The following is a 21,927-nucleotide window of genomic DNA, read 5'->3' as shown; positions in this document are numbered from 1 at the left end:
AATGCGGCTTAGTCGTATCGCAGACACCTTCTTTGCTACTTCTCCTCAATGAATCAAAGGATAAGCCTTAGCCCACCCTTTGCTAACACTACTAACAACTCATTCGAACCAATTAGAAGTAGTACTCGACCCCAAGGCGCACTTCCGTAATATCTGACTCATTGATTTCCATTTTCTTCACACGGAAGTACAGTAACGCTGGATCATCCAAGAAATATATTGCTTGGCCAGAAAGGACGTTATCTGCTGTTCCACTCACCTTACGGTTATCAATTTCCAAATCGCTATTGGCTGCATAACCTACTTTGAATTGCCAGTAACCAATATCATACAAGGCACCTACAGAGTATGATGTTTGATCTTGTTGACTACCAATGATGCCTTCTATCGTTCCCGCATCCGAAGCGTCATTATTGTAGTCTGAATAGTCCGCAGACATCACTTTGTATGCACCAAAAAGTCCAATGCCATTGGTGAAAGCCAATTCAAAGCCAGTCACATAAGTTTGATAATCAGAGTTTGCCGTCATCAACGAATCTGACTCTTCAAGTTCGACTAAACGCTCAGTACCGTATTCATAGCCAGCATGGAGCTGTAAAGGACCGTAGTTATAATGAGCTGAAGCGCCGTAGAAATTACTGCTGGAATTTTCTAAGTTATTACCGCGACCTACTGCCAACGTCGTCGTAAATCCATTCCAGTTAGGGCTACTCCAGCTAACTTGATCAGCTTGCCTATCGTAATAAGCGCCACCAGCAATATCATCCCCCCAGTCAAATACATTACCCAGACCTGGGTTTGAATAAGGCCAATCAATAATGGCATATACCGGCGTCAGAAAACGGCCAAACTGCACACGTCCCCAGCGATCATCTTCAAAACCGCCATAGGTATCTCGAAATCCTATTTGACCATCACCGCTATTCTCCCCAGAACCAACGTTATTACCCTCGATTTGCCAAATCAGCCTTGGGCCACGCTCTAATTCTCTGGCCCCACGAAAACCGATTCGGGATTCATTGTCCAAGCGATTTATTGTATCTTTGCCATCTTCGGCATAGCTATACATAGAAATAGCAACTTGACCGTATAATTCAATCTCATCATTTGCGGTCGCAACAGAGGATAGTAATGCTGCAGCACACATTGCAGCACAATACTTAGCTTTCATAATTTATCCTATTAGAAATATAAAACAAGAAACAGACTAAGCAAGGCAGGCAAGCGCCTAAAATGTAAAAATCAAGTTATTAAATATACTTAGCTGGCATTGAAATAATATCTAATAGAGCCTTTTGTGAATATTGGACATTTATCCACTTCATAGCACAAAGAACTAACACACCAAAAAGTATGATCCCGTTCATACTTCCAAATATTTTTGACACAGCAACTTAATCCTTTATCAAAGCTATGTCTAATCTCATTATTCTTTATACAAATCTCCAGTATATTGTACTTTACTCCACTTTATAGCTCGATAAAAAATAAATACAATGGCTATCATTTTTCAATTTCAATTAAACAAACACTCACCAAGGAGTTCGTTTTGTCCACTTTGTTACTTGATGGTAAATGGAAGCTGACATCACCACAGCACCCGAATATCAATATCTCTTGCACGCTACCAGGTGACATACACTCAGCATTGATAAATGCCGATCTACTTGATAATCCTTACCACGGTTGTAATGAACGCAATGTACAATGGGTTGGAGAGAGTGAATGGCATTTGGAAAGGCATTTCCAGATTGATGCCAAGTGGTTTGACGCTAACTCCATTGACTTGAAGCTAGAGTTTGTAGATACCCTTGCCGAATTCGAGATCAATGGCCACCATGTTGTAAGCTGCAACAACATGTTCCGACGTTATAGTGTCAATGTCCTGCCTTACCTAAAACCGGGACAGAACGAGATCATAATTAAGCTAAAGCGTGCGGATGTGGAAGCCACCGAGCGCGCAAAACGACTACCTTTCCCTGTACCATGGGCGGTAGGTAACAACCAAATTCCACATATGAATACCCTGCGTAAAACCCAGTGCCATGCGGGATGGGACTGGGGAATTTGTCTGCTAGTTAGCGGTATTTATCAGTCAATGATCCTTGAGCCTGTTCATCAAACCCGCCTTAACCGTGTTCATACCGTACAACACTGGCAAGAAGATGACTGCTGTGAGCTAGAGATCATCGTTGACTATGACGTGACTGCTTGCAGCGATGAACCAAGCACTATCAAGATTGAATTTGACGACCAAATTCACCATCTCTCGATTAATGTGAATCAATTGGGCGCACAAAGTACAAGTTTCACTGTAAATGTTTCAAGCCCTAAGCGCTGGTGGCCTGCTGGTTATGGCGATGCATACCTCTACCCACTGAAAGTTACCCTGAATCAACACCAACTCAGCAAAAAACTTGGCTTGCGTAAACTAGAGCTAGATACATCTGCCGATGAAATTGGTAGCGCGATGACCTTTGTCGTCAACGACCAGGCTATTATGGCTAAAGGTGCCAACTGGATCCCATTGGACGCCCTACCTTCATCACATACCCCTGAAAACTATCGACGCCTGTTAGAAGACGCTAAAGCTGCAAACATGAACATGATCCGTGTATGGGGTGGCGGGATGTATGAGCATGACATCTTCTATGAACTCTGTGACGAACTAGGGCTAATGGTTTGGCAAGACCTAATGTTTGCTTGTGCCCTCTACCCTTCAACAAAAGAGTTCATGAAGGATGTAGAGCTAGAAGTTATCGACCAAGTTCGCCGCTTATCTGACCATCCATCACTTGCTCTTTGGTGTGGCGACAATGAAGTGATTGGTGCTATCGGTTGGTACCCTGAGTCAAAGAATAATCGCGAGAAGTATGTTGTTAACTACGATCGCCTTAACAATATGCTCGCTCAGGTAGTTGAACAAGAAGACCCAACCCGCCGCTTTTGGGCAAGCTCACCATGTAACGGTGAACTCGACTTTGGCGATGCCTGGCACGATGATGACAGCGGTGACATGCACTTCTGGGATGTTTGGCATTCGGGCAAATCTCTTGATGCATACTACAGCGTGAAGCCAAGATTCTGCTCTGAGTTTGGCTATCAATCTTGGCCATCTCTTCCTACCGTAAAAACCTATGCCGAAGAGAGTGACTGGAATGTCACATCGCCGACGTTTGAGCAACACCAGAAGAACGGCCGTGGTAACAGCATTATCACTGAAATGTTTACTCGCTACTTCCGCTTCCCAAACAGCTTTAAAAATATGCTTTACCTTAGCCAGGTCCAGCAAGCATTAGCGATCAAAACGGCCAGTGAGTACTGGAGAGCATATAAAAACCACTGTCGAGGTATTCTGTACTGGCAGTTAAATGATTGCTGGCCTGTGAGCTCTTGGTCAAGCATTGAATATACTGGTCGTTGGAAACAACTGCATTACCATGCAAAACGCTTTTTTGCACCGCAGCTAGCGACTTTCATCGAAGAAAATGATGTTATCACCTTGCACGTAGTCAACGACCAACACCGACCTGTTACTCTAACGGGAACAGTGAGAAAGATCGGTTGGAATGGCGAGGTAATCCAGTCGTGGTCGATTGAATCTGCCTTGGTCGCTGATGGTGTTACTCAACCTTGGTCGACGACTCTCGACAAGAGTAATCCGCAAACAGATTACTTCCTACATGTTGAGCTCCATGACCAAGAGCAAGTAATAGAGAACACATTCTACCCTTCACTGTACAAGCATGCTGACATTCAAAAAAGCAGCATTGAATGGACAATCATCAACGAAGAAGGACAACACTACATTGTGCTGGACTGCGACCAACCCGCCCACTTCGTCCATATTGAATTTGATGGTGAAGGACGTTTTGAGGATTCAAGCTTTACCCTCTTGCCAGCAACAATCACTGGGTCGCAACGCAAAGTGAAATACCTTGGTGATGCATCTACTGATTCCTTACTGGCAGGAATTACAATTTATGATCTCCGAAGCACTTATTAAATCGCTTGGTACGATAAGCCGATATTAATTGGAACCATAAATAAATTGGCTTGATCCGTTCTATTAATACAAGCGAGTATAAGCCGACGAAATCGTCGGCTTTTGTCCTTTAAGTGATCCCAGCCTACATCAAGTTGAACTTCCTCACCCGATACAAAAATATTATTGGGGCTGATATCACCATGGACTAGGCAGCATTTGGTGCTGGCAACATCACTGCACAACGATGCGCTATATGCATACAGCCGCCTACATTTAGCTATCATGTATTCAAAGTAAGGCGCTAACCGTAATTCATGAAAGTTGCTATCTGACTTGAACAGATCCTGCTCGATAGATTCATGGCAACTGACTTTATGAGTAGCACGCAAAATTTCTCCAATCCTCTGCAAGACAGCGATTGTTGTCTGCCCCTGCATCAAACTCTTTTTCCAATCTTTAAAGTGCTCGGGGAAATATTCCATTGTGAACAGTCTTTCTTCTTCAAATGAATGCAAAATCTTCGGGACATACTGGGGAAACTGATTGCCCAAACAAACAGTATGATGACATTGGTCAATTAGTGTATTGACACACTAAAATCGAAAATTTAAATAGCAAAATTATACTATCACTCAATCACAATTAAAATTCAAATATATCTTTAAATAGCCACCAATCAGAAGCAAAAAATACCTCACAACGATTACTCATAAAATATACTTTAAAAAACCCACAATTAGTTACAATCCTATCATTAGTGCCAATTTATTAAGACAGTAAGTTGAATAAACTGCCGAATATTTAAGGCCACGCTAACGATAATTTTTATTAAATTTTAACCAAGATACACATCAAGACAAAAGACCACATATAAGCTATTGATTAAAATGAATTTAAAGCACACCCATCAGATGATTGACGAATGCTAACTCAGGAATTAAACAACGAAAAATCAATCTTAAGTATTAATGCCGACTACGATATTATTGTTGTTTAATTCACAGTTTAGCATCACGGTACTTCACTGAAATATAAAGTTCATCAATAATAACCATTGTTGAAGAATGGATTATATTATTCATAATAATGAGGGTAAAATGATTAGGGCATATGCTCATTTGTCGAAAAAAAAACCAGTTATTCACTTATTTAATGTGACTTTGACATATATTGTCTTTGCTTTTTGTTGTTTCCAGCTCCTCGCTAATGAGAAATTTATTTTTGGCTTAGGCTTTATCTTTGTTGGTGTGATGGTCACTCTGTTCGGCCTGGCTGCCTCTTATCGTCAGAAGTACTTGAGTAACGATTAAGTTCTATCCAAAAAAAACCTCTTTCAATGAAAGAGGTTTTTATAGAGATAAGTCGTCATTTAGCCATTAAAGACTGATGAAAATACCTGCCAAAGCAGCACTCATCAAGTTGGCTAGTGTTGCAGCTAATACTGCTTTAATACCCAGGTTAGCAACATCGCCTCGCCTTTCTGGCGCCATCACACCGATAGAACCTATTTGGATTGCGATTGAACCTATGTTGGCAAAACCACACAGAGCAAAAGTAATGATCACTTGGCTGCTCTGTGACAATGTCTCTTTGATGCTTACGAAATCAAGGAAGGCAACAAACTCATTCAGGATCATTTTCTGACCAATGAACGCACCAGCCTGAAGCATTTCAGAGGCAGGCACACCAATAACGAACGCTAGCGGTGCGAATAGGTAACCCAGCATACCTTGCAGGGTCAGGTTCTCGAAACCTACCCAAGAGCCCACAGTTTCTAGACCCGCGTTAGCCATCGCAATCACACTAACAAAAGCAATCAGCATAGTACCGATAGCTACAGCCACTTTCATACCGTTCATCGCGCCTGCAGCTAGGGCATCAATCGCATTGCTGTGATCGCTTTTCGCCATCTCAATATCGGTTTGCTCAACCGCAACACTCTGCTCTGGGACCAGTAGTTTCGCCATCATCAAACTACCTGGCGCAGCCATAAAACTTGCTGCAATTAGGTATTTCAGATCCACACCCAAGCCAGCGTAACCGCCGAGCACACTACCGGCAACCGATGCCATACCACCTGTCATTACTGCGAACAGCTCTGAACGAGTCATTTGTGGTAGGAATGGTTTCACCAACAGTGGAGATTCACCTTGTGATAGGAAGATATTACCTGTAGCAACCAAAGATTCAGCACGGCTTGTACCCAACGCACGTTGAATACCACCACCGATCACTTTGATGATCCATTGCATCACGCCAAGGTAATAAAGAAGGGAGATAAGAGCACTAATGAAGATAACAAGAGGAAGGACGCGAACAGCAAAGATAAAACCGGTCGTCGCTAGATCACCAAACAGGAACTTTATCCCTTCATCGGCAAAACCCAATACGCTAGCAACACCACCACTCATTGCCCCCAGCATCTTTTGCCCAACGGGAATATACAAGACCAAAGCGGCAAAGCAGGCCTGTAACAACAACGCCCCACCAACCGTTCGCCAATTGATTGCTTTACGGTTTTCAGATAGCGCGTACGCGCACAATACCAGTACTAAAATACCGGCTAAACTAATTAACAACTGCATTATTTCGTCCTGTTGCTTTGACTATGTGTTGGGAAGTCGAAAAATGAAGGTGTTACTGCCTGCAATACCAATGGGGACATCGCCTTCGGGGAGAAAGCTAAACAGGAAGGTCCTGAGCAAGACTGCTCAGAAAATGTGGAATTGTCCGTCCATTTGTAAAACATACAAATCACCTAATTAACAAGCTAAGTAATGCCGGTCCAACTCCGTGGGTCATTCACATGTCCATGGTGACAGCTTGTAACTAAGGTGGCTGAACTCTATGGTTCTGGCCGGAAGCGGAGTATATAGAGATATAGATCACATTAAAAACCCGAATGGGTGTTTTTTTCGTGATCTGTGTTTGATTGAGCAAAGAACGAGCAAGTGTAATAAAACATTTCCAACTGTCAATTTCATATATAAAAAAGCAAACGATTACTAACTTTCTACCGCTTTCTTTCTGCATTTTATTCTGTTAAACGCGCAAAAGCGCAACCAAGTATTAAGTTAACTCGGCTGCACATTACTTCAACGATTGATAAATCACTAACAGCTAATCTTGCTCTTTTTGCTTTTTCGCGATGACATCAATGTAGCCTTTTGGTGGCGGTGTCCATCCACGCTCTGATGAGGCGTGCTTATCATGCCTGTCAGACTTCATCTCATTGCTGAGTGCTTCTTCGAGCTGTATAAACAGATCACGATAAGTTGCATTGAATTTGCTTTCCTCGGTATTATCCTTCCAAGCTTGGTAGAGCACTTCCTTACTTTTGGCTTCCGTCTCAACAAAGGTTTGTCGTAGTTGCTCTGCCCGGAATGGATGGATTCCCAAATCTTTTAGGGCTTGGGTCCCCATGGTCAGTGCCGAGTGGTAGGTTTCGCTGATAATAAAATCAGCACCGGCAAAGCGGAGTGCATAGTGATGGCCCCGATCATATGCCCGTGCCAAAATACGGACATGCGGATAGCTATGCTTTACATACTCTGTCAGTTCTACCGCGCGCTCTTGATCATCAATGGCAATGACCATCAGCTTTGCTTCTTCGATTCCTGCGGTATGCAGCAAATCAGGGCGGGTCGCATCTCCATAGTAACTTTTAATGTTTATTTTACGCATATTATCAATCTGACCAGCTTCATGATCGAGTACAACGGTCTTCACCCCATTAGCCACCAGTAAACGGTTAATAATCTGTCCAAAACGACCAATACCCGCTATGATCACCGTCCCTGTTTCATCAATTTCATCGGTTTCTCGCTCGTTACTTTTCTCTTCAAATTTCGGCAATACGGCCTTATCAAAAAAAATGAACAAGCCCGGAGTCAAAAACATAGAGATGGCGACAACCAGAGACAGTATCTGTGTAATGCCCGCTGGCAGTACATTGTTTTGCATTGAGTAGCTCAACAATACAAACCCAAACTCACCCGCCTGAGCCAAGCTCAATGTCAACAGGTAGCGATCGCTTCCTTTTACTTTGAAAATTAGCGCCAGAGAAAACAGTACCGCCGCTTTAATCAACATGACCCCGAAGGTAATGCCCAGCACCATACCAAGGTTGTTGATCAAGACAGAAAAATCTATGCCAGCACCAACAGTAATAAAGAACAAGCCAAGCAATAACCCCTTGAATGGCTCAATATTCGACTCAAGCTCATGGCGAAATTCACTGTTTGCCAATACAACGCCTGCCAAGAAGGTTCCTAAGGCAGGAGACAACCCAACCAAACTCATTAAGGCGGCAATACCAATAACAAGCATCAACGCGGAAGCGGTGAAGATCTCTCTCAGCCCCGCACTTGCAACAAAACGAAATAACGGACGACTAAGGAAGTGCCCCCCCACTACAACAGCAGAAATGGCACCAATCACCACCAGCGCATAGCCCCAACCCGGTAATCCCGCAACAAGACTCAGCTCTTCGTGATGTTCTGCCGCTTGCTGTGCCAGCTGCTGGGCTTTTTCTACCAACTCAGGCAATGCCAACAACGGGATCAATGCCAGCATCGGAATAACCGCAATATCTTGGAACAACAAGACAGAAAAGGCATTCCTTCCCCCTTCAGTTTTGGCTAGCCCTTTTTCATTGAAGGTCTGCAAAACAATCGCCGTTGATGACAATGAAAAGATAAGCCCTATCGCCAATGCTACAGTCCAGCCCAGTCCAAACATCATCGCAATCGCCATGACAATGACGGTGGTCAGCCCCACTTGGAGCCCTCCTAAACCAATCAGGCGATGGCGCATATCCCACAGCATTCTGGGTTCTAATTCCAACCCAACGAGAAACAGCATCATCACAACACCGAACTCTGCAAAGTGCTGAATGGCCAACGTTTCTTCTCCGACCAAGCCAACAACCGGGCCAATAACCACGCCGGCAATTAAGTAGCCCAATACCGAACCGAGGCCCAGCCTTTTTGCTATGGGTACTGCAACCACAGCGGCACACAGATAGATGAATGCCTGAATAAAATAAATCGTCATGCCTGTCCCTCCCTAATCAGCACATCGAGGTGGTCATTGAGCTTGGCTACCTCACCTGCCTGCTCAAAGTCAATCCGGTCATCCCGCAATGCCAGCAGCAATCGCTGCCAGCCTTCAATATGCTTCCCTACCCGCTTTTCCTCTGCTGCCGTCCGAGCTCCGAACAAAGCATAGGGTGCAATATAGTGCATGCCTGTTAACACCGCGGTTTGTTCCAGAGGGTGCAGTAACTCGCGGAGGGTGTAGTGGTTGAAACCATCTTCGCAGTAAGCATTTGCTGGCCCACCAGCGGTGAGCGCACACAAAAATTTCTTACCCTGCAATGCGGTCCCATCCGCGCCATAGGCAAAACCGTATTCCAGCACTAAGTCCTGCCACTCTTTCAAGATGGCTGGGGTGGAGTACCAATACATAGGGAACATAAACACCACAATGTCATGATCTCTAAGTCGCTGCTGCTCCCTATCAATATTGATACGCAAGGTTGGATACTCATGGTAAAGATCAACGGCTGTCACGCCATCTATACCTTGGGAGGATCGGAACAATGGCCAATTAATTTCGGAACGATTAGATGATGGATGAGCGAAAAGAATGAGTACTTTGTTCTTAACCCCTGACATAAAGCTCCTCACACTGGGAATGAAAACGACAAGCAACGGTATAGCCGTGTCCCCAAAAATGACGTTAAGACAATAACCTAGATGCTGTACCTGTTTTGCATTAAGTGTAGACTGACAAATAAAAAAAGGGCGCCTGGAAGAGCGCCCAAAAGGAAGTTGTGTGCTAATTGCTTACATCGTTTCCAAGCGCAGTATCCAGAAAAGGACGATATGTCCTAGGGGAGGTATAGATACCTTGCTTGTTGCCCGAAACGCATAGTTAATAAAGCAATGGATATGCCAACTATTAAATTAAGTACCGATTAACTGAAACATACGTCATCACTGTGTATTGGGCTTGAGATACAGCGATTGGGGCTAGTAATCACCTTTTTTATTGGGGTACATTGTCACTACAAAGTGTGCAAGGCGCACCAAAATAGTTCAGAAGGAAGCCCACACGGCATTGGTTATGAAAGGGAAATCGTCAGGTACTGCAATAATAGCCAAAATTCGAATAGGATCGAACAAAAGAGCACGTATATTACGGCACACCGCAATATGGCTATTATTGGCCTTACTTCCATTTAGCCACGGTACGGCTAAGACAACCCTTATCCCCCAGCAGTTACTCAACCATACGGACACTTACGGCAATATCTCACTGCGTAACTCCTCCGAGATCGCGTTACCCGATCCTTTAGTCGTTGAAGGAAACCTAAATCTCGAAAAAAGCCAAATACGCCGGCTCCCCAACGCCTTAACGGTTAAAGGCAACCTGAATCTCGCATATAGCAGCATCGAATACTTACCCGCCCAGGTCCGTATTGGTGGCTATCTTAACCTTGCCCACTCGAATATTGCCGCGATCAATGAAGGATTACAGGTACATGGCGATCTCAGCCTGATGGGCACAACACTGACCAAGCTCCCTGCGCACCTTTATATTGGCGGAGATCTTTACCTCGCCAATTCAAGCATAACCGAACTGTCTGAGTTTCTTGTTGTAAAAGGGAATATTTACCTTGGTGGTATTACGATTAACCGTATCCCGGAGTATGCTCAAATTGAAGGGATCATATTCCAGTAGCGCTCCGAACTAAAACAAAAAAAGGCGCCCAGTCGGACGCCAAAGGAGGTTGAAACAGAAGTTACCGTTTATCACATGTATTGCATGTAACGAATAGCTTGATTAATGAATAATTTGCTGCAAGAACGCTTGGGTTCGATCAAACTGCGGAGCGCTGAAAAATGCTTCGGGATTATTCTGCTCAATGATCTCACCCGCATCCATAAAGATGACCCGATCTGCCACCTCTCGAGCAAACCCCATCTCATGGGTCACACAAATCATAGTCATACCCTCTGAAGCCAATTCCACCATGACATCGAGGACCTCCCTAACCATTTCGGGATCCAGCGCCGATGTAGGCTCATCGAACAACATCACCTGCGGTTGCATAGTCAGAGAGCGGGCTATCGCAACACGCTGTTGCTGCCCACCCGATAACTGCCCCGGAAATTTATGGGCTTGGTCTGCGATCCTGACGCGCTTTAGGTATTCCATTGCGAGGGCTTCTGCCTCTTGTTGAGGCATTTTCTTCACCCATATCGGTGCCATCGTGCAGTTTTCCAATACCGTTAAATGCGGAAATAAATTAAAGTGCTGAAAGCACATCCCGACTTCCCGGCGAACCAGTTCAATATTTTTGAGGTCATCGGTGAGCTCTGTTCCCGCCACCATAATTTGGCCACGCTGATGGATTTCGAGATGATTGATACAACGGATCATGGTCGACTTACCCGAACCTGATGGCCCACAAATCACTATTTTCTCGCCCTTCTTAACATTCAAGTCAATATCTTTGAGGACATGAAATTCACCGTACCACTTGTTCACTTTTTGCAGACGGATCACCGAGTCTTCTGGCACCGATTGATAAACTGTTTTTGTATACATAGCCACTTCCTTGTCAATATTAATGCCTGTGTTCCGTATTCAATTTACCTTCCAGGTAAATACTGTAACGCGACATACCAAAACACATAATCCAGAATACCAAAGCCGCAAAAACGAAACTCTCGGTAGAAAAACCAAGCCACGCAGGATCGCTATTCGCTGACTGGGCAATACCGAGGACATCGAACATACCGATAATCAATACCAAGCTGGTATCTTTCAGCAAGGCTATGAAGGTATTTACGATCGAAGGAATACTGATTTTCAAAGCCTGTGGCAATATGATCAGCCGCATTGACTTCCAATAGCTAAGACCAAGCGCTTCCGCCGCCTCGAATTGCCCTTTGGGAATAGACTGCAGCCCACCTCGAATCGCTTCTGCCATGTACGCGGCGTTGAACAACACCACACCAATTAACGCCCTGACCAATTTGTCTATTTCAGTTCCGCCAGAAAGAAACAAGGGCAGCATAACTGATGCCATGAACAACACTGTGATCAGAGGGACACCCCGCCAGAATTCGATATAAACAGTGCTTAAGCTGCGTACAATCGGCATCTGTGATCGGCGGCCAAGCGCTAGAACAACTCCCAACGGCAAAGAAACCACAATTCCTGTCAACGCTATCACCAAAGTGATCAGTAAACCGCCCCACAGGTGCGTTTCAACAACTGGCAAACCTGCTATGCCACCGTATAACAAAACCACAGACAAAACTGGAAAAGCAGATAGTGAAAAAACCAGCAACCACTTTTTAACCTTTGCACCTCCAAGCAGCATACCGGCAATAATACCGACCAGACCCAACATAAAGGTCACGGCTCGCCAGCTCTGATCGCCTGGATAAAAGCCAAACATAAATTGTTCAAAACGTGCTTGGACAAATACCCAGCATGCACCATCTCGACTGCAATCTTCACGGGTAGCCCCAATCCAATCGGCGTCAAGAAGTGTCCATTGGATAATGCTCACCAATGCGATAAATGCACTACCAACGATAACACCGGTGATAAGGGTATTTAATGCTGAAGAGAACAAATTCTCCCTAAGCCATGCCGAATAACCGATCATCTTAGATGGCGGTGCTTCAGAAGGCGAAAAATGAAAAACTTTCATATTATCTCTCCACCAATGCCATTTTACGGTTATAGATATTCATCAACAGTGAAGTTAACAAGCTAAAGGTCAGGTAAACCGCCATGGTCATCGTGATGATCTCAATCGCCTGCCCGGTTTGGTTCAGCGTTGTCCCGGCAAACACCGAAACGAGATCGGGATAACCAATAGCCATTGCTAATGAAGAGTTCTTCACCAAATTCAAATACTGGCTGGTAAGGGGAGGAATGATGACTCTCATTGCCTGTGGGATCACCACCAACTTGAGTACTTTTGTTGATGGTAAGCCCAATGCACTCGCAGCTTCAGTTTGCCCCTTGTTCACCGCCATGATCCCAGAGCGAACAATTTCAGCGATAAAGGCCGCGGTATAAATGGCTAGCGCAATCAACAAGGCAAACAGCTCAGGCATCACATCGATGCCACCTCGGAAGTTAAAACCTTTTAACTCAGGATACTCAATACCGATTGGCTTGCCTGCCAAGAAAAAAGCCAGCACAGGCAGCACTACCATGACTAATGCACTTAATCGCCATGCAGGAAGAGGGTATCCCGTATTATACTGTCTACGATGACTCACTATGTGTATCGCCACCACACCCAACAAGCCCGCTAGCACTGATATACCAACCCATACAGCACCAGAATAGAACTCCAGTGCGGGAAAGAACAAACCACGAACATTTAAAAAGACAGAATCAACGAAAGATAAACTATTGCGCGGTGAAGGCAATGCTTGCAAAACAACGGTGTACCAAAATAAGATCTGCAATAACAAAGGAATGTTACGAAAAACTTCAATGTAGACAGCAGCAACACGGCTGAGTAACCAATTTTTCGACAGGCGCGCGATCCCAACAAAAAAACCCAGTACCGTAGCCAAGGCAACCCCCAGCGCAGCAACCAAAGCGGTATTGAGTAAACCAACCACGAAAGTTGCACCATATGTATGGGTCTCATCATATGAAATCAACGACATCCCAATGCCAAAGCCCGCAGTTTGCCCCAAAAAGTCAAACCCAGTAGCAATTCCCCGTTGCTCCAAATTTCCTAGCGCGTTATTGATTGCGCCGTACCCCAAAAAACCCACACCTACTAACAACAATATCTGAAAAAAAATGGCTCTCGCTGTCGGGTTATACAGCAGCCGCTTTAGTCCAGAGGTTAATGGAACTTGCGAGGGTTCATCTGCAGATGAAACAGCAATACCTCTATGACGGGCTGTCTTTGGCTCAGGACCAAGCCGCGAATCCAACTCTAAATCACTTATAGACATCAACGCACCTTTACTACTCAGTTAAATCCCTGTGCAATCACAAATGAAAAGAGGCCAGCTTCCCAGCTTGAGCTGTCCCCCTCTCTCCTGCCAACTTAATAACTATCGAACTGGAGGTGCATACATGATGCCGCCATCATTCCATAATGCATTCAAACCTCGAGCAATTTTCAATGGTGACCCTGTACCCACTGTGCGCTCAAAGCTATCACTATAATTACCGACTTGCTTTAGCACCTGATACGACCAATCATCTGTTAAGCCCAAGCCTTGACCTTTCGGCCCATCAACACCCAATAAGCGCAATACGTTAGGATCGGTCGACTTTTTCATGCTCTCGACATTGGCTTGTTCGATACCGTACTCTTCAGCATTCACCATTACATTCAATGTCCACTTTGCGATGTTGAACCACTGATCGTCACCTTGAGCGACAACAGGCCCTAATGGCTCTTTAGAAATCACTTCAGGTAGTACAACGGCTGACGTTGGGTCTGCTAGCTTGATACGTAATGAGTAGAGTTGAGACTGATCTGAGGTCAGCACATCACAACGGCCTGCTTCAAAACCTTTAACAGTTTGATCGGATGTATCAAACACGACTGGCTTGAACTCCATACCATGCACTCGGAAGTAGTCTGCTAAGTTCAATTCAGTTGTTGTGCCTGATTGGATACACACCGAGGCCCCATCGAGTTCTTTTGCCGAACCGATGCCTAGATCTTTACTGACCATAAAACCTTGGCCATCATAGTAATTCACGCCAACAAAATTGATGCCGAGGGCACTATCACGCTGCATCGTCCATGTTGTATTTCGAGAGAGAATATCAATCTCACCAGACTGAAGCGCAGTAAAACGCTCTTTTGCCGTCAGTGGCACAAACTGCACCTTACTGGCATCTTGTAACACTGCAGCAGCCACCGCACGACAATACTCAACATCGATACCTTCCCAGTTACCTTTCGCATCGGTGCTAGAAAAGCCTGGTAGACCTGTACTCACTCCACACTTTAAAACTCCTGCTTCTTTCACCTTTTTCAACGTTGCCCCAGCAGAATCTGACGCTGCTGTGACACTACCCGAAACCATTAGCGCTGAAGCTAATAAAGAAATAGAAACACCATTTATTACTTTCTTCATATTGGACATCCTGTCTACCATTCGAGATAAGCTTTTGTTTATTTAGCAATCTCACTATTGCAACAGGTATGCCAACATACCCCTAAAGAAGTAGCACCACCCCTAGTTAGAAGAAATCACTAACAATGCAGACATATATGACGGATATAACTAACTGATTGATAGTTAGAAGGGCACACTATCATTCTTTCCCTGACTCATTTGGGCATGAGCAAACATGGTGCAGGCTCTCCCCAAAATAGGTCCTCTATTTGGGTGGTGGCTTGCACTTAAAATAAGCAAACAGTATTCGAATACTCACCAACGAGTACAACAAACCTCGTTGTAATATAAAGACACGGGTATTATAGATAGAGAATAAGATTATTTACTTATCGAGAATGGCAGTTCACAAGCAAGGTAATCGTTTGCGCGGAAATAAAAAAGAAATTTACGTGATAATAGTAATTCGTAGGGAAGGGGATATATGCCAGAAACACTGGATCACTTGTGCCTCTGGCTGTACTGCTATGATAACCTATTTATAATCAAGTAATTAGCGCGATTGCGCAGCAACGGAACTACTTAGATTTTGATTTCAGGTTATTTGTTTGTGCCTGGTGGTAAAACCACTGACGGCGATTTCTATTTGACATAATACACCTCTCATTTTCCTAAACGAGTAAGGTTGATATTTCTCTTTAATAATACCGTTCTTACTCATCCCAACCGTTTTACTTTAGACTAAAGTCTGTGACATCCTTATGACACTTTAGTAAAAGAAAAACGTCAATCCTCATTAAACTCCAATAATTGAATAGCCTGTTTTTTTAAGGCTAAGTTCATGTCAACATTGGATTAACCGAGAATTTAAAGAACTGTGATATAGCTAGAGGAGAGTGACTTGACCTTAAATAATGGTTTAAGGAGCCTTGTATGGAGTTCTGCCTCTGTATTGCAATCAACAGATTCCAATATAAGAGGGTACCAAATCTTTTGCAATAGTATTTGGCATTTTTTTTGTGATAAACATCATTATTTTTCATCCTCACATACATTTCACTTAGATATTCTAATCCAGAACATTGATTTAACTAAGTTAAATCTAAGTCGTAAATGTAAGGCCTAAACTGTAAATTTATCAGAAACAAGAAATTTGTATCCCGTTCAATAACAAGAAAACACCCGCAACAAAACAAAAACCTCTAATTGACAATTTTGCAACAACGAATAAACTGGCATAATAGTCCATGTGGAGTGGTAGTCATGGGTATGCACACTGTAACAATAGAGAAAAAAGCAAAAGTTCCAAAGAAAATTCTATTTAGATTGCTTACCGACCACGATAACCTCGGCCGTTTTTTTGATGGCCAATATAGTTTGATCAAACAAGGCAAACCTGAGTGTAATGGGATCGGAGCAATCAGAGAAGTGTCTAATGGCTTATTTACCTTTCAAGAGCAAATTATTGATTACAAGGAAAATGAACATTTACACTACAAAATCATACACGGTGTGCCAATCAATGAGCACGGAGGGTGGATAAAATTCAATAGCTTAAATGCCCATGACAGCATGATCCATTACCGCATCATGTTCACCCCCAAAGTTAAAGGGACAGGCTGGATAATGAAGTACCTGTTTGAAAAGCAAATTAAGCGAGCACTCGACAGTTTAGCGAGCTATGGTGAAGATAACTGGCAGCCTGAAAACAGTATTTCCTCTAAATAACCGAATTATCACATGAATGTTCTAATTGCTTAATATTTATCCTCTAATTTGATCTGGTCGCTATCCAAGATAGTCTTTTAGGGTTTAACTAAGACTATCAAAGTACCAAACTAAGAGGATACTATGCCACATCAGCCACTGTTAACCACTCCGCGATTGCTACTTCGCCCACTTCAACTCTCTGATTCAACACGGGTTCAAGCACTTGCGGGTGACGAGCAGATAGCCAATGGTACAATCAATATCCCCCACCCTTACTCCGATGGAGTCGCTGGGCAATGGATCGGTAGGCACTTAGCCGGTTGGCACCAAGGACAATCAGCCATCTATGCCATTACTCTCAAATCAACCCAACAACTCATCGGTTGCGTGGGCCTACACAACATAGAAGATGGTAAAGCACAGCTTGGCTATTGGATTGGTGTACCTTACTGGGGATTAGGATACTGTACCGAAGCTGCAGAGCGTGTCGTTGAATTCGGTTTCAAGCGATTAAAGCTAGAAACCATTTATGGCCAGCACTTCAGCCGAGAAAACAACTCCGGAAAGGTAATGCAGAAAATTGGCATGAAACATGTCATGACCAAAAACAATGGAGTCAGGGTGAACATGATCACAGAAAACATGGAGTACTACGAAATGAAGTGCCCAGAAGCGCTTCTTGTCAGTTAACTACTGGCAGTTCTACGTCCGATTACTTCCTCAGCCTTGCCATTTGGTACACATCAACATATTCACCATTACGCAAGGCATAGTTCCTCGATGTCCCTTCGATAACAAAGCCAAGCTTCTCATAAAGCGCTATGGCTGGTGCATTATCGGTATAGACAGTTAGCTCTAATCGGGTCACCCCAACCCAGTTCTCAGCTAGGTCGATCAATTCTGTAAGTAGTTGAGTACCAACCCCTCTCCCTTGGTAATCATCATGTACAGCCATACCAAACCCTCCTACATGCCGGCGTCGGGGGTTTTGCTCAATAGTAAAACCTGCCTGCCCAGCAACTTTTCCATCGATTTCAGCAAGGAGGCTGTATACATTTGAAGGTAAGTTTTCCAACCGTTGCTGCCACATCTCCAATGACGGGTGAGGCAACTGTAATGTGCCGCTATAAGCATTTCGCCCAGCGTATATATCCCGAATTGCAGGGATATCCTCCTTCTCAACATGCCTTATTGTAATTGTCATTTGCTTTATCCTTGCTTATCTTAATATTATAAAATCATATAAGTGAATTTAAAACAATCACTTATCATCATTAAGAACAAAACAATTATCATAATCTACAAGCTAAAGATCTAACCTTCTCTCTGTTGGTCGCTCCCCTACTTGCGTTTATTTATAAATTTCAGATGTTTAAAGTTTATTTTATAATTGAATTAATAAACTGATCCTTTTCATTTTTCAATCTGTATAAAAGAAACGTCAACAAGATGAGGTTACAAAAATAGCGGCTATTTTTTCTGTTTTTCCTTACATGACATAGCTATAGGCTTAAACAGCATAAAATTTGTCCCTCTGAGTGAAATCCAATAGCTATACTGATATTGAGGTAAATGGGGTAATTCGCACAAGCAACACAAATTAACTTTTGCGACGAGCTACATTTAATGCTCATGGTAAAAAAAGTTGAGTAATTAACGCACTGATTTTTAATCAATAAGAAAAAAAATAATAATTTTGTGAAAGATACGATTTAAAGGCAGGTCTTATAGGTTGAACGTGAACTTAGTAATACGCATAAGTACACAAACAACAATATGGCCGAAGCCATAGATAACGAGGTGAAGATTATGTCTAGCTTGAAAGTATTAACTGCAACCGCTGTGATTGTAATGTCTTCTTCAGCCTTTGCTGATATCCGTGTAGCAGATACCCACAACGGTGCATGGATAACTGTAACTGATAATGGTCAGCCAGCTGCTAACGCGTCCGTTTCTGTTGCCAACGTTCCTCAACAACGTCAGAGCTACAAAACTGACGCAAATGGACGAGTTTTCATTCCACTAACATTGGAGAACTCTCGCTCTATTAAATACAAAGCAACTACTGAGGGTGGCAAACAATCTTCTCGCTTTGCTTTCCACTCTACTAACAAATAGTTGAATCAAGCCTATTATGCAAAAGCCCTCCTAGGAGGGCTTTTACTTTTGTGAACTCCCACACAAAACTATCGGTAATCCTTACGGTTAAGATCTCTTGCTAACACAAATGCAAGCCCAAGGACTTGAAGAAACAACGCCAAGTTCCTCAGTCGAGAGATAGCTTTCATTTTCTCAGCATTTTTATTAATTAGCTCTTGGTTAGCCAAGTATAAATCATTGATTTTTTCTCGCTGGTCGGCTTGTACATCATTAAGAGCTGCCATCAATTTAGGGATATTCTCAATGGACAGCTCAACTGGTATATCAGGAAGCCAATATGCAATATCGTGCTCAATTTGCACCGCTACCTCGCGTGCTAATGGAGATTGCATCATTTCAGCTATATTCAGGATCACAAGGGTATGCTCTCGCTTGCGCTCGACGGTTTCCACTTGCTGCCAAATCAATTGGATTAGCTTTTCATTACCCTGCTGGCGCTGAACAATATCACTCGACTGCCGTGTTAAGTCATCAATATAAAAATTGGTTAGCAAAGCCGAAACAATATTGAGTATTAAACCGATAGCGACCAGTGTCCAAGTCGGTACCTGCCATTTTTTAGAAAAAACCTGTCCCATCTAACCATCCATACTGGCGGCAAATATACTCATAATTATGGCAAAAAATTTGGACTTTTATGTCGGTAAAATAACACTAAGTATTCTTACTAAGACATTAACTTATATTAAGTTAATGTCTGACAGTTTCTTTGACTATCTTTAATTTTAAGCTGTTTTAAAAATAACTGAAAAGGAATGCGATTCAATGGATAAGATTCCAATGTCTGCAACCCGTACAGTCCCACTGACTGGCTCTGACATCGAACAAAAACGCCAAGAAATTAAACTCGCTTTTAATCACACTTGGGAGCTTTATGAGTCTCTTTTTAGTATGATCAATAACGACAAGGCTTATTTTGTCAAAGCCGAACCTCTTCGTCATCCATTGGTATTTTATTTTGGCCATACCGCCACCTTTTACATCAATAAGCTCAAATTAGGTAAATACATCGAGCAACGGATCAACCCAAGTTTTGAGTCGATGTTTGCCATTGGTGTTGATGAGATGTCATGGGATGATCTTGATGACACCCACTATCAGTGGCCTAGCGTAGCCGATGTCAAATATTATCGTGACAATGTGAAGACTCTTGTCAATCAAGTGATTGACGAACTCCCTTTAACTCTCCCTATCAAAGAGGAAGATCCCGCTTGGATCATACTGATGGGAATTGAGCACGAGCGAATCCACCTTGAAACTTCATCTGTCATCATTCGCCAATTACCACTTCAAGATGTTACCCCTTCTCCCCTCTGGCCAGCTTGTCGTGATACCAAGAGTGCACCAGAAAACTACTTACTGAGTGTGGCTGGCAGTCAAATATCCCTGGGTAAGGATGGAGAAGAAGCGACCTACGGTTGGGATAACGAATATGGAAGCCAAACGTTCCAAGTCGCTGACTTCAAGGCATCGAAATATCTTGTTTCGAATCAAGAGTTTCTCTCCTTTGTCAAAGCCGACGGTTACCGCCATCATCGTTACTGGGATGATGAAGGTAAAGCATGGTTAACCTATACCCAAGCGATAATGCCCCGCTTTTGGCGCGAAAGAGACGGGCAGTGGTACCAACGAAACCTATCAGAAGAAATACCACTCCCCCTGAACTGGCCAGTGGAGGTTAACCAACTTGAAGCCAAAGCATTTTGCAACTGGAAAGCTGAACAGGCCCAGAGCCCTATCCGTCTGTTGACCGAAGCTGAGTGGTTTCTTCTTCGACAAAATATTGAAACGGATTCACCGCACTGGGACGAAGCACCTGGCAATATTGAATTAGGCTATTATGCCTCTTCCTGCCCAGTTGACCGTTTTGAACACGAAGGGTTTTGCGACATCATTGGCAACGTCTGGCAATGGACAGAAACCAGTATCGACGGCTTCCAGGGCTTCAAGGTTCACCCTTTATACGATGACTTCTCTACCCCTACATTTGATGGCAAGCATAACCTCATAAAAGGGGGGTCTTGGATCTCCACTGGAAATGAATCGATCAAAGCCTCACGATATGCCTTTCGGCGTCATTTCTACCAGCATGCGGGGTTCAGGTACGTAGAGTCCAAGCAGGATCCTGAAACAATGGCGAGTTTAAATATCTATGAAACTGACGAATTGATCTCCCAGTATCTTGAGTTTCATTACGGCGCTGAGTATTTTTCAGTACCGAATTTCTCTACCCATGGCGTTCGGGCCTGCTTACAGGAAATCCAACTCACTCAACATCACCGGGCTCTCGATATTGGCTGCTCTGTAGGACGGGCTTCTTTTGAACTTGCAAAAACATTTGACCATGTTGATGGCATCGATTTCTCGGCACGTTTTATTCAACAAGCCTACTCACTCACCGAACAGGGGGAAAAACGATATACCATTAAAACTGAAGGGAATTTAGTTGAGTTCAAATGTGTCACCTTAAAAGAGATGGGGTACCAAAATGTCGCCAATAACATTCATTTTGTGCAGGGTGATGCCTGTAACCTCAAACCACAATTCGCCCACTATGACTTGATCTACGCGTCGAACCTGATCGACCGTTTAGGCAACCCCAAGCAATTCCTCAGCACTATTCATGAGCGTCTTAATCATGGCGGTTACCTCGTTATTGCCTCACCCTATACCTGGTTGGAAGAATATACAGACAAAGCACACTGGATTGGCGGGCTCAAAGTCAACGGGGAGAACTTCACCACCCTCGATGGCTTAACCGAAACCCTTATTCCCCATTTCGAACTTATCGCTATAAAGGAAATTCCGTTTGTGATCAGGGAAACTAAACGTAAGTTCCAGCACTCAATCTCAGAGATGACGATTTGGCGTAAACGAGAGGAAGGCCATTAAACGCCCCTTTCATGCCTCAACTGCCTCTTGAGGTAGTTGGGG

17 protein-coding genes are annotated in these 21,927 nt (G+C 43.6%); 6 read left to right on the top strand and 11 right to left on the bottom strand.

Features of this window, described 5'->3' with window-relative positions; genetic code table 11:
- Positions 1 to 112: 112 nt before the first annotated feature.
- Positions 113 to 1,171: a porin gene (locus ACVA58_RS12945; RefSeq protein ID WP_446510850.1), complete on the bottom strand. Its 1,059-nt coding sequence runs from the start codon at positions 1,169 to 1,171 to the stop codon at positions 113 to 115.
- A 378-nt stretch (positions 1,172 to 1,549) separates the two neighbouring features.
- On the opposite strand from ACVA58_RS12945, the gene ACVA58_RS12940 reads away from it, so the two are divergent.
- Positions 1,550 to 4,006 carry a beta-mannosidase gene (locus ACVA58_RS12940; RefSeq protein WP_446510849.1) on the top strand — a complete coding sequence of 819 codons (2,457 nt, stop codon included), beginning with the start codon at positions 1,550 to 1,552 and terminating at the stop codon, positions 4,004 to 4,006.
- On the opposite strand, the gene ACVA58_RS12935 is transcribed toward ACVA58_RS12940, so the two are convergent.
- From ACVA58_RS12935 to ACVA58_RS12920, 4 genes are all read right to left on the bottom strand, one after another.
- Positions 4,003 to 4,470 (bottom strand): hypothetical protein, encoded by a 468-nt coding sequence (locus tag ACVA58_RS12935; RefSeq protein ID WP_446510848.1) that lies wholly within the window; start codon positions 4,468 to 4,470, stop codon positions 4,003 to 4,005. The two genes, ACVA58_RS12940 and ACVA58_RS12935, sit on opposite strands and share 4 nt — an antisense overlap.
- 894 nt (positions 4,471 to 5,364) lie before the next feature.
- On the bottom strand, positions 5,365 to 6,573 hold the full coding sequence (locus tag ACVA58_RS12930; RefSeq protein WP_446510847.1) for a NupC/NupG family nucleoside CNT transporter: 1,209 nt from the start codon (positions 6,571 to 6,573) through the stop codon (positions 5,365 to 5,367).
- Between the two features lie 535 nt (positions 6,574 to 7,108).
- On the bottom strand, positions 7,109 to 9,043 hold the full coding sequence (locus tag ACVA58_RS12925) for a monovalent cation:proton antiporter-2 (CPA2) family protein (RefSeq protein ID WP_446510846.1): 1,935 nt from the start codon (positions 9,041 to 9,043) through the stop codon (positions 7,109 to 7,111).
- Positions 9,040 to 9,666, bottom strand: a complete 627-nt coding sequence (locus tag ACVA58_RS12920) for an NAD(P)H-dependent oxidoreductase (RefSeq protein ID WP_446510845.1) — start codon at positions 9,664 to 9,666, stop codon at positions 9,040 to 9,042. Before ACVA58_RS12920 ends, ACVA58_RS12925 begins: the two co-directional genes overlap by 4 nt.
- A gap of 451 nt (positions 9,667 to 10,117) precedes the next feature.
- On the opposite strand from ACVA58_RS12920, the gene ACVA58_RS12915 reads away from it, so the two are divergent.
- Positions 10,118 to 10,735, top strand: a complete 618-nt coding sequence (locus ACVA58_RS12915) for a hypothetical protein (RefSeq protein WP_446510844.1) — start codon at positions 10,118 to 10,120, stop codon at positions 10,733 to 10,735.
- Positions 10,736 to 10,837: 102 nt separating this feature from the next.
- On the opposite strand, the gene ACVA58_RS12910 is transcribed toward ACVA58_RS12915, so the two are convergent.
- From ACVA58_RS12910 to ACVA58_RS12895, 4 genes are all read right to left on the bottom strand, one after another.
- Positions 10,838 to 11,605 carry an amino acid ABC transporter ATP-binding protein gene (locus ACVA58_RS12910; RefSeq protein WP_446510843.1) on the bottom strand — a complete coding sequence of 256 codons (768 nt, stop codon included), beginning with the start codon at positions 11,603 to 11,605 and terminating at the stop codon, positions 10,838 to 10,840.
- A 19-nt stretch (positions 11,606 to 11,624) separates the two neighbouring features.
- Positions 11,625 to 12,722, bottom strand: coding sequence for an amino acid ABC transporter permease (locus ACVA58_RS12905; protein WP_446510842.1), 1,098 nt, complete (start codon positions 12,720 to 12,722; stop codon positions 11,625 to 11,627).
- A 1-nt stretch (position 12,723) separates the two neighbouring features.
- Positions 12,724 to 13,998 (bottom strand): amino acid ABC transporter permease, encoded by a 1,275-nt coding sequence (locus ACVA58_RS12900; RefSeq protein WP_446510841.1) that lies wholly within the window; start codon positions 13,996 to 13,998, stop codon positions 12,724 to 12,726.
- A 102-nt stretch (positions 13,999 to 14,100) separates the two neighbouring features.
- Positions 14,101 to 15,141, bottom strand: coding sequence for an amino acid ABC transporter substrate-binding protein (locus ACVA58_RS12895; RefSeq protein ID WP_446510840.1), 1,041 nt, complete (start codon positions 15,139 to 15,141; stop codon positions 14,101 to 14,103).
- Between the two features lie 1,245 nt (positions 15,142 to 16,386).
- On the opposite strand from ACVA58_RS12895, the gene ACVA58_RS12890 reads away from it, so the two are divergent.
- Together ACVA58_RS12890 and ACVA58_RS12885 are read left to right on the top strand one after the other, a co-directional pair.
- Positions 16,387 to 16,851, top strand: a complete 465-nt coding sequence (locus ACVA58_RS12890; protein ID WP_446510839.1) for an SRPBCC family protein — start codon at positions 16,387 to 16,389, stop codon at positions 16,849 to 16,851.
- A gap of 123 nt (positions 16,852 to 16,974) precedes the next feature.
- Positions 16,975 to 17,523: a GNAT family N-acetyltransferase gene (locus tag ACVA58_RS12885; protein WP_446510838.1), complete on the top strand. Its 549-nt coding sequence runs from the start codon at positions 16,975 to 16,977 to the stop codon at positions 17,521 to 17,523.
- Between the two features lie 22 nt (positions 17,524 to 17,545).
- On the opposite strand, the gene ACVA58_RS12880 is transcribed toward ACVA58_RS12885, so the two are convergent.
- Positions 17,546 to 18,037, bottom strand: coding sequence for a GNAT family N-acetyltransferase (locus ACVA58_RS12880; RefSeq protein WP_446510837.1), 492 nt, complete (start codon positions 18,035 to 18,037; stop codon positions 17,546 to 17,548).
- 605 nt (positions 18,038 to 18,642) lie between these two features.
- On the opposite strand from ACVA58_RS12880, the gene ACVA58_RS12875 reads away from it, so the two are divergent.
- Complete coding sequence (locus tag ACVA58_RS12875; RefSeq protein ID WP_446510836.1) at positions 18,643 to 18,951, top strand: hypothetical protein; 309 nt, start codon at positions 18,643 to 18,645, stop codon at positions 18,949 to 18,951.
- A gap of 68 nt (positions 18,952 to 19,019) precedes the next feature.
- Here ACVA58_RS12875 and ACVA58_RS12870 read toward each other — a convergent pair whose 3' ends face one another.
- Positions 19,020 to 19,571 carry a hypothetical protein gene (locus ACVA58_RS12870; protein ID WP_446510835.1) on the bottom strand — a complete coding sequence of 184 codons (552 nt, stop codon included), beginning with the start codon at positions 19,569 to 19,571 and terminating at the stop codon, positions 19,020 to 19,022.
- 187 nt (positions 19,572 to 19,758) lie between these two features.
- On the opposite strand from ACVA58_RS12870, the gene ovoA reads away from it, so the two are divergent.
- Positions 19,759 to 21,885 carry a 5-histidylcysteine sulfoxide synthase gene (ovoA, locus tag ACVA58_RS12865; protein WP_446510834.1) on the top strand — a complete coding sequence of 709 codons (2,127 nt, stop codon included), beginning with the start codon at positions 19,759 to 19,761 and terminating at the stop codon, positions 21,883 to 21,885.
- Positions 21,886 to 21,927: the final 42 nt, after the last annotated feature.

Source organism: Photobacterium sp. DNB22_13_2, assembly GCF_052873915.1.
Note: the sequence above shows the minus strand (reverse complement) of the source record. Positions and strands in the feature narration are given on the sequence as shown.

What these genes read in the sequence shown, in the direction of transcription:
- ACVA58_RS12910 (WP_446510843.1), bottom strand. Translation starts at nt 11,605, where the DNA reads ATGTATACAAAAACAGTTTATCAATCGGTGCCAGAAGACTCGGTGATC.
- ACVA58_RS12905 (WP_446510842.1), bottom strand. Translation starts at nt 12,722, where the DNA reads ATGAAAGTTTTTCATTTTTCGCCTTCTGAAGCACCGCCATCTAAGATG.
- ovoA (WP_446510834.1), top strand. Translation starts at nt 19,759, where the DNA reads ATGGATAAGATTCCAATGTCTGCAACCCGTACAGTCCCACTGACTGGC.
- ACVA58_RS12900 (WP_446510841.1), bottom strand. Translation starts at nt 13,998, where the DNA reads ATGTCTATAAGTGATTTAGAGTTGGATTCGCGGCTTGGTCCTGAGCCA.
- ACVA58_RS12925 (WP_446510846.1), bottom strand. Translation starts at nt 9,043, where the DNA reads ATGACGATTTATTTTATTCAGGCATTCATCTATCTGTGTGCCGCTGTG.
- ACVA58_RS12945 (WP_446510850.1), bottom strand. Translation starts at nt 1,171, where the DNA reads ATGAAAGCTAAGTATTGTGCTGCAATGTGTGCTGCAGCATTACTATCC.
- ACVA58_RS12880 (WP_446510837.1), bottom strand. Translation starts at nt 18,037, where the DNA reads ATGACAATTACAATAAGGCATGTTGAGAAGGAGGATATCCCTGCAATT.
- ACVA58_RS12870 (WP_446510835.1), bottom strand. Translation starts at nt 19,571, where the DNA reads ATGGGACAGGTTTTTTCTAAAAAATGGCAGGTACCGACTTGGACACTG.
- ACVA58_RS12920 (WP_446510845.1), bottom strand. Translation starts at nt 9,666, where the DNA reads ATGTCAGGGGTTAAGAACAAAGTACTCATTCTTTTCGCTCATCCATCA.
- ACVA58_RS12885 (WP_446510838.1), top strand. Translation starts at nt 16,975, where the DNA reads ATGCCACATCAGCCACTGTTAACCACTCCGCGATTGCTACTTCGCCCA.
- ACVA58_RS12915 (WP_446510844.1), top strand. Translation starts at nt 10,118, where the DNA reads ATGAAAGGGAAATCGTCAGGTACTGCAATAATAGCCAAAATTCGAATA.
- ACVA58_RS12930 (WP_446510847.1), bottom strand. Translation starts at nt 6,573, where the DNA reads ATGCAGTTGTTAATTAGTTTAGCCGGTATTTTAGTACTGGTATTGTGC.
- ACVA58_RS12875 (WP_446510836.1), top strand. Translation starts at nt 18,643, where the DNA reads ATGTCTAGCTTGAAAGTATTAACTGCAACCGCTGTGATTGTAATGTCT.
- ACVA58_RS12935 (WP_446510848.1), bottom strand. Translation starts at nt 4,470, where the DNA reads ATGGAATATTTCCCCGAGCACTTTAAAGATTGGAAAAAGAGTTTGATG.
- ACVA58_RS12895 (WP_446510840.1), bottom strand. Translation starts at nt 15,141, where the DNA reads ATGAAGAAAGTAATAAATGGTGTTTCTATTTCTTTATTAGCTTCAGCG.
- ACVA58_RS12890 (WP_446510839.1), top strand. Translation starts at nt 16,387, where the DNA reads ATGGGTATGCACACTGTAACAATAGAGAAAAAAGCAAAAGTTCCAAAG.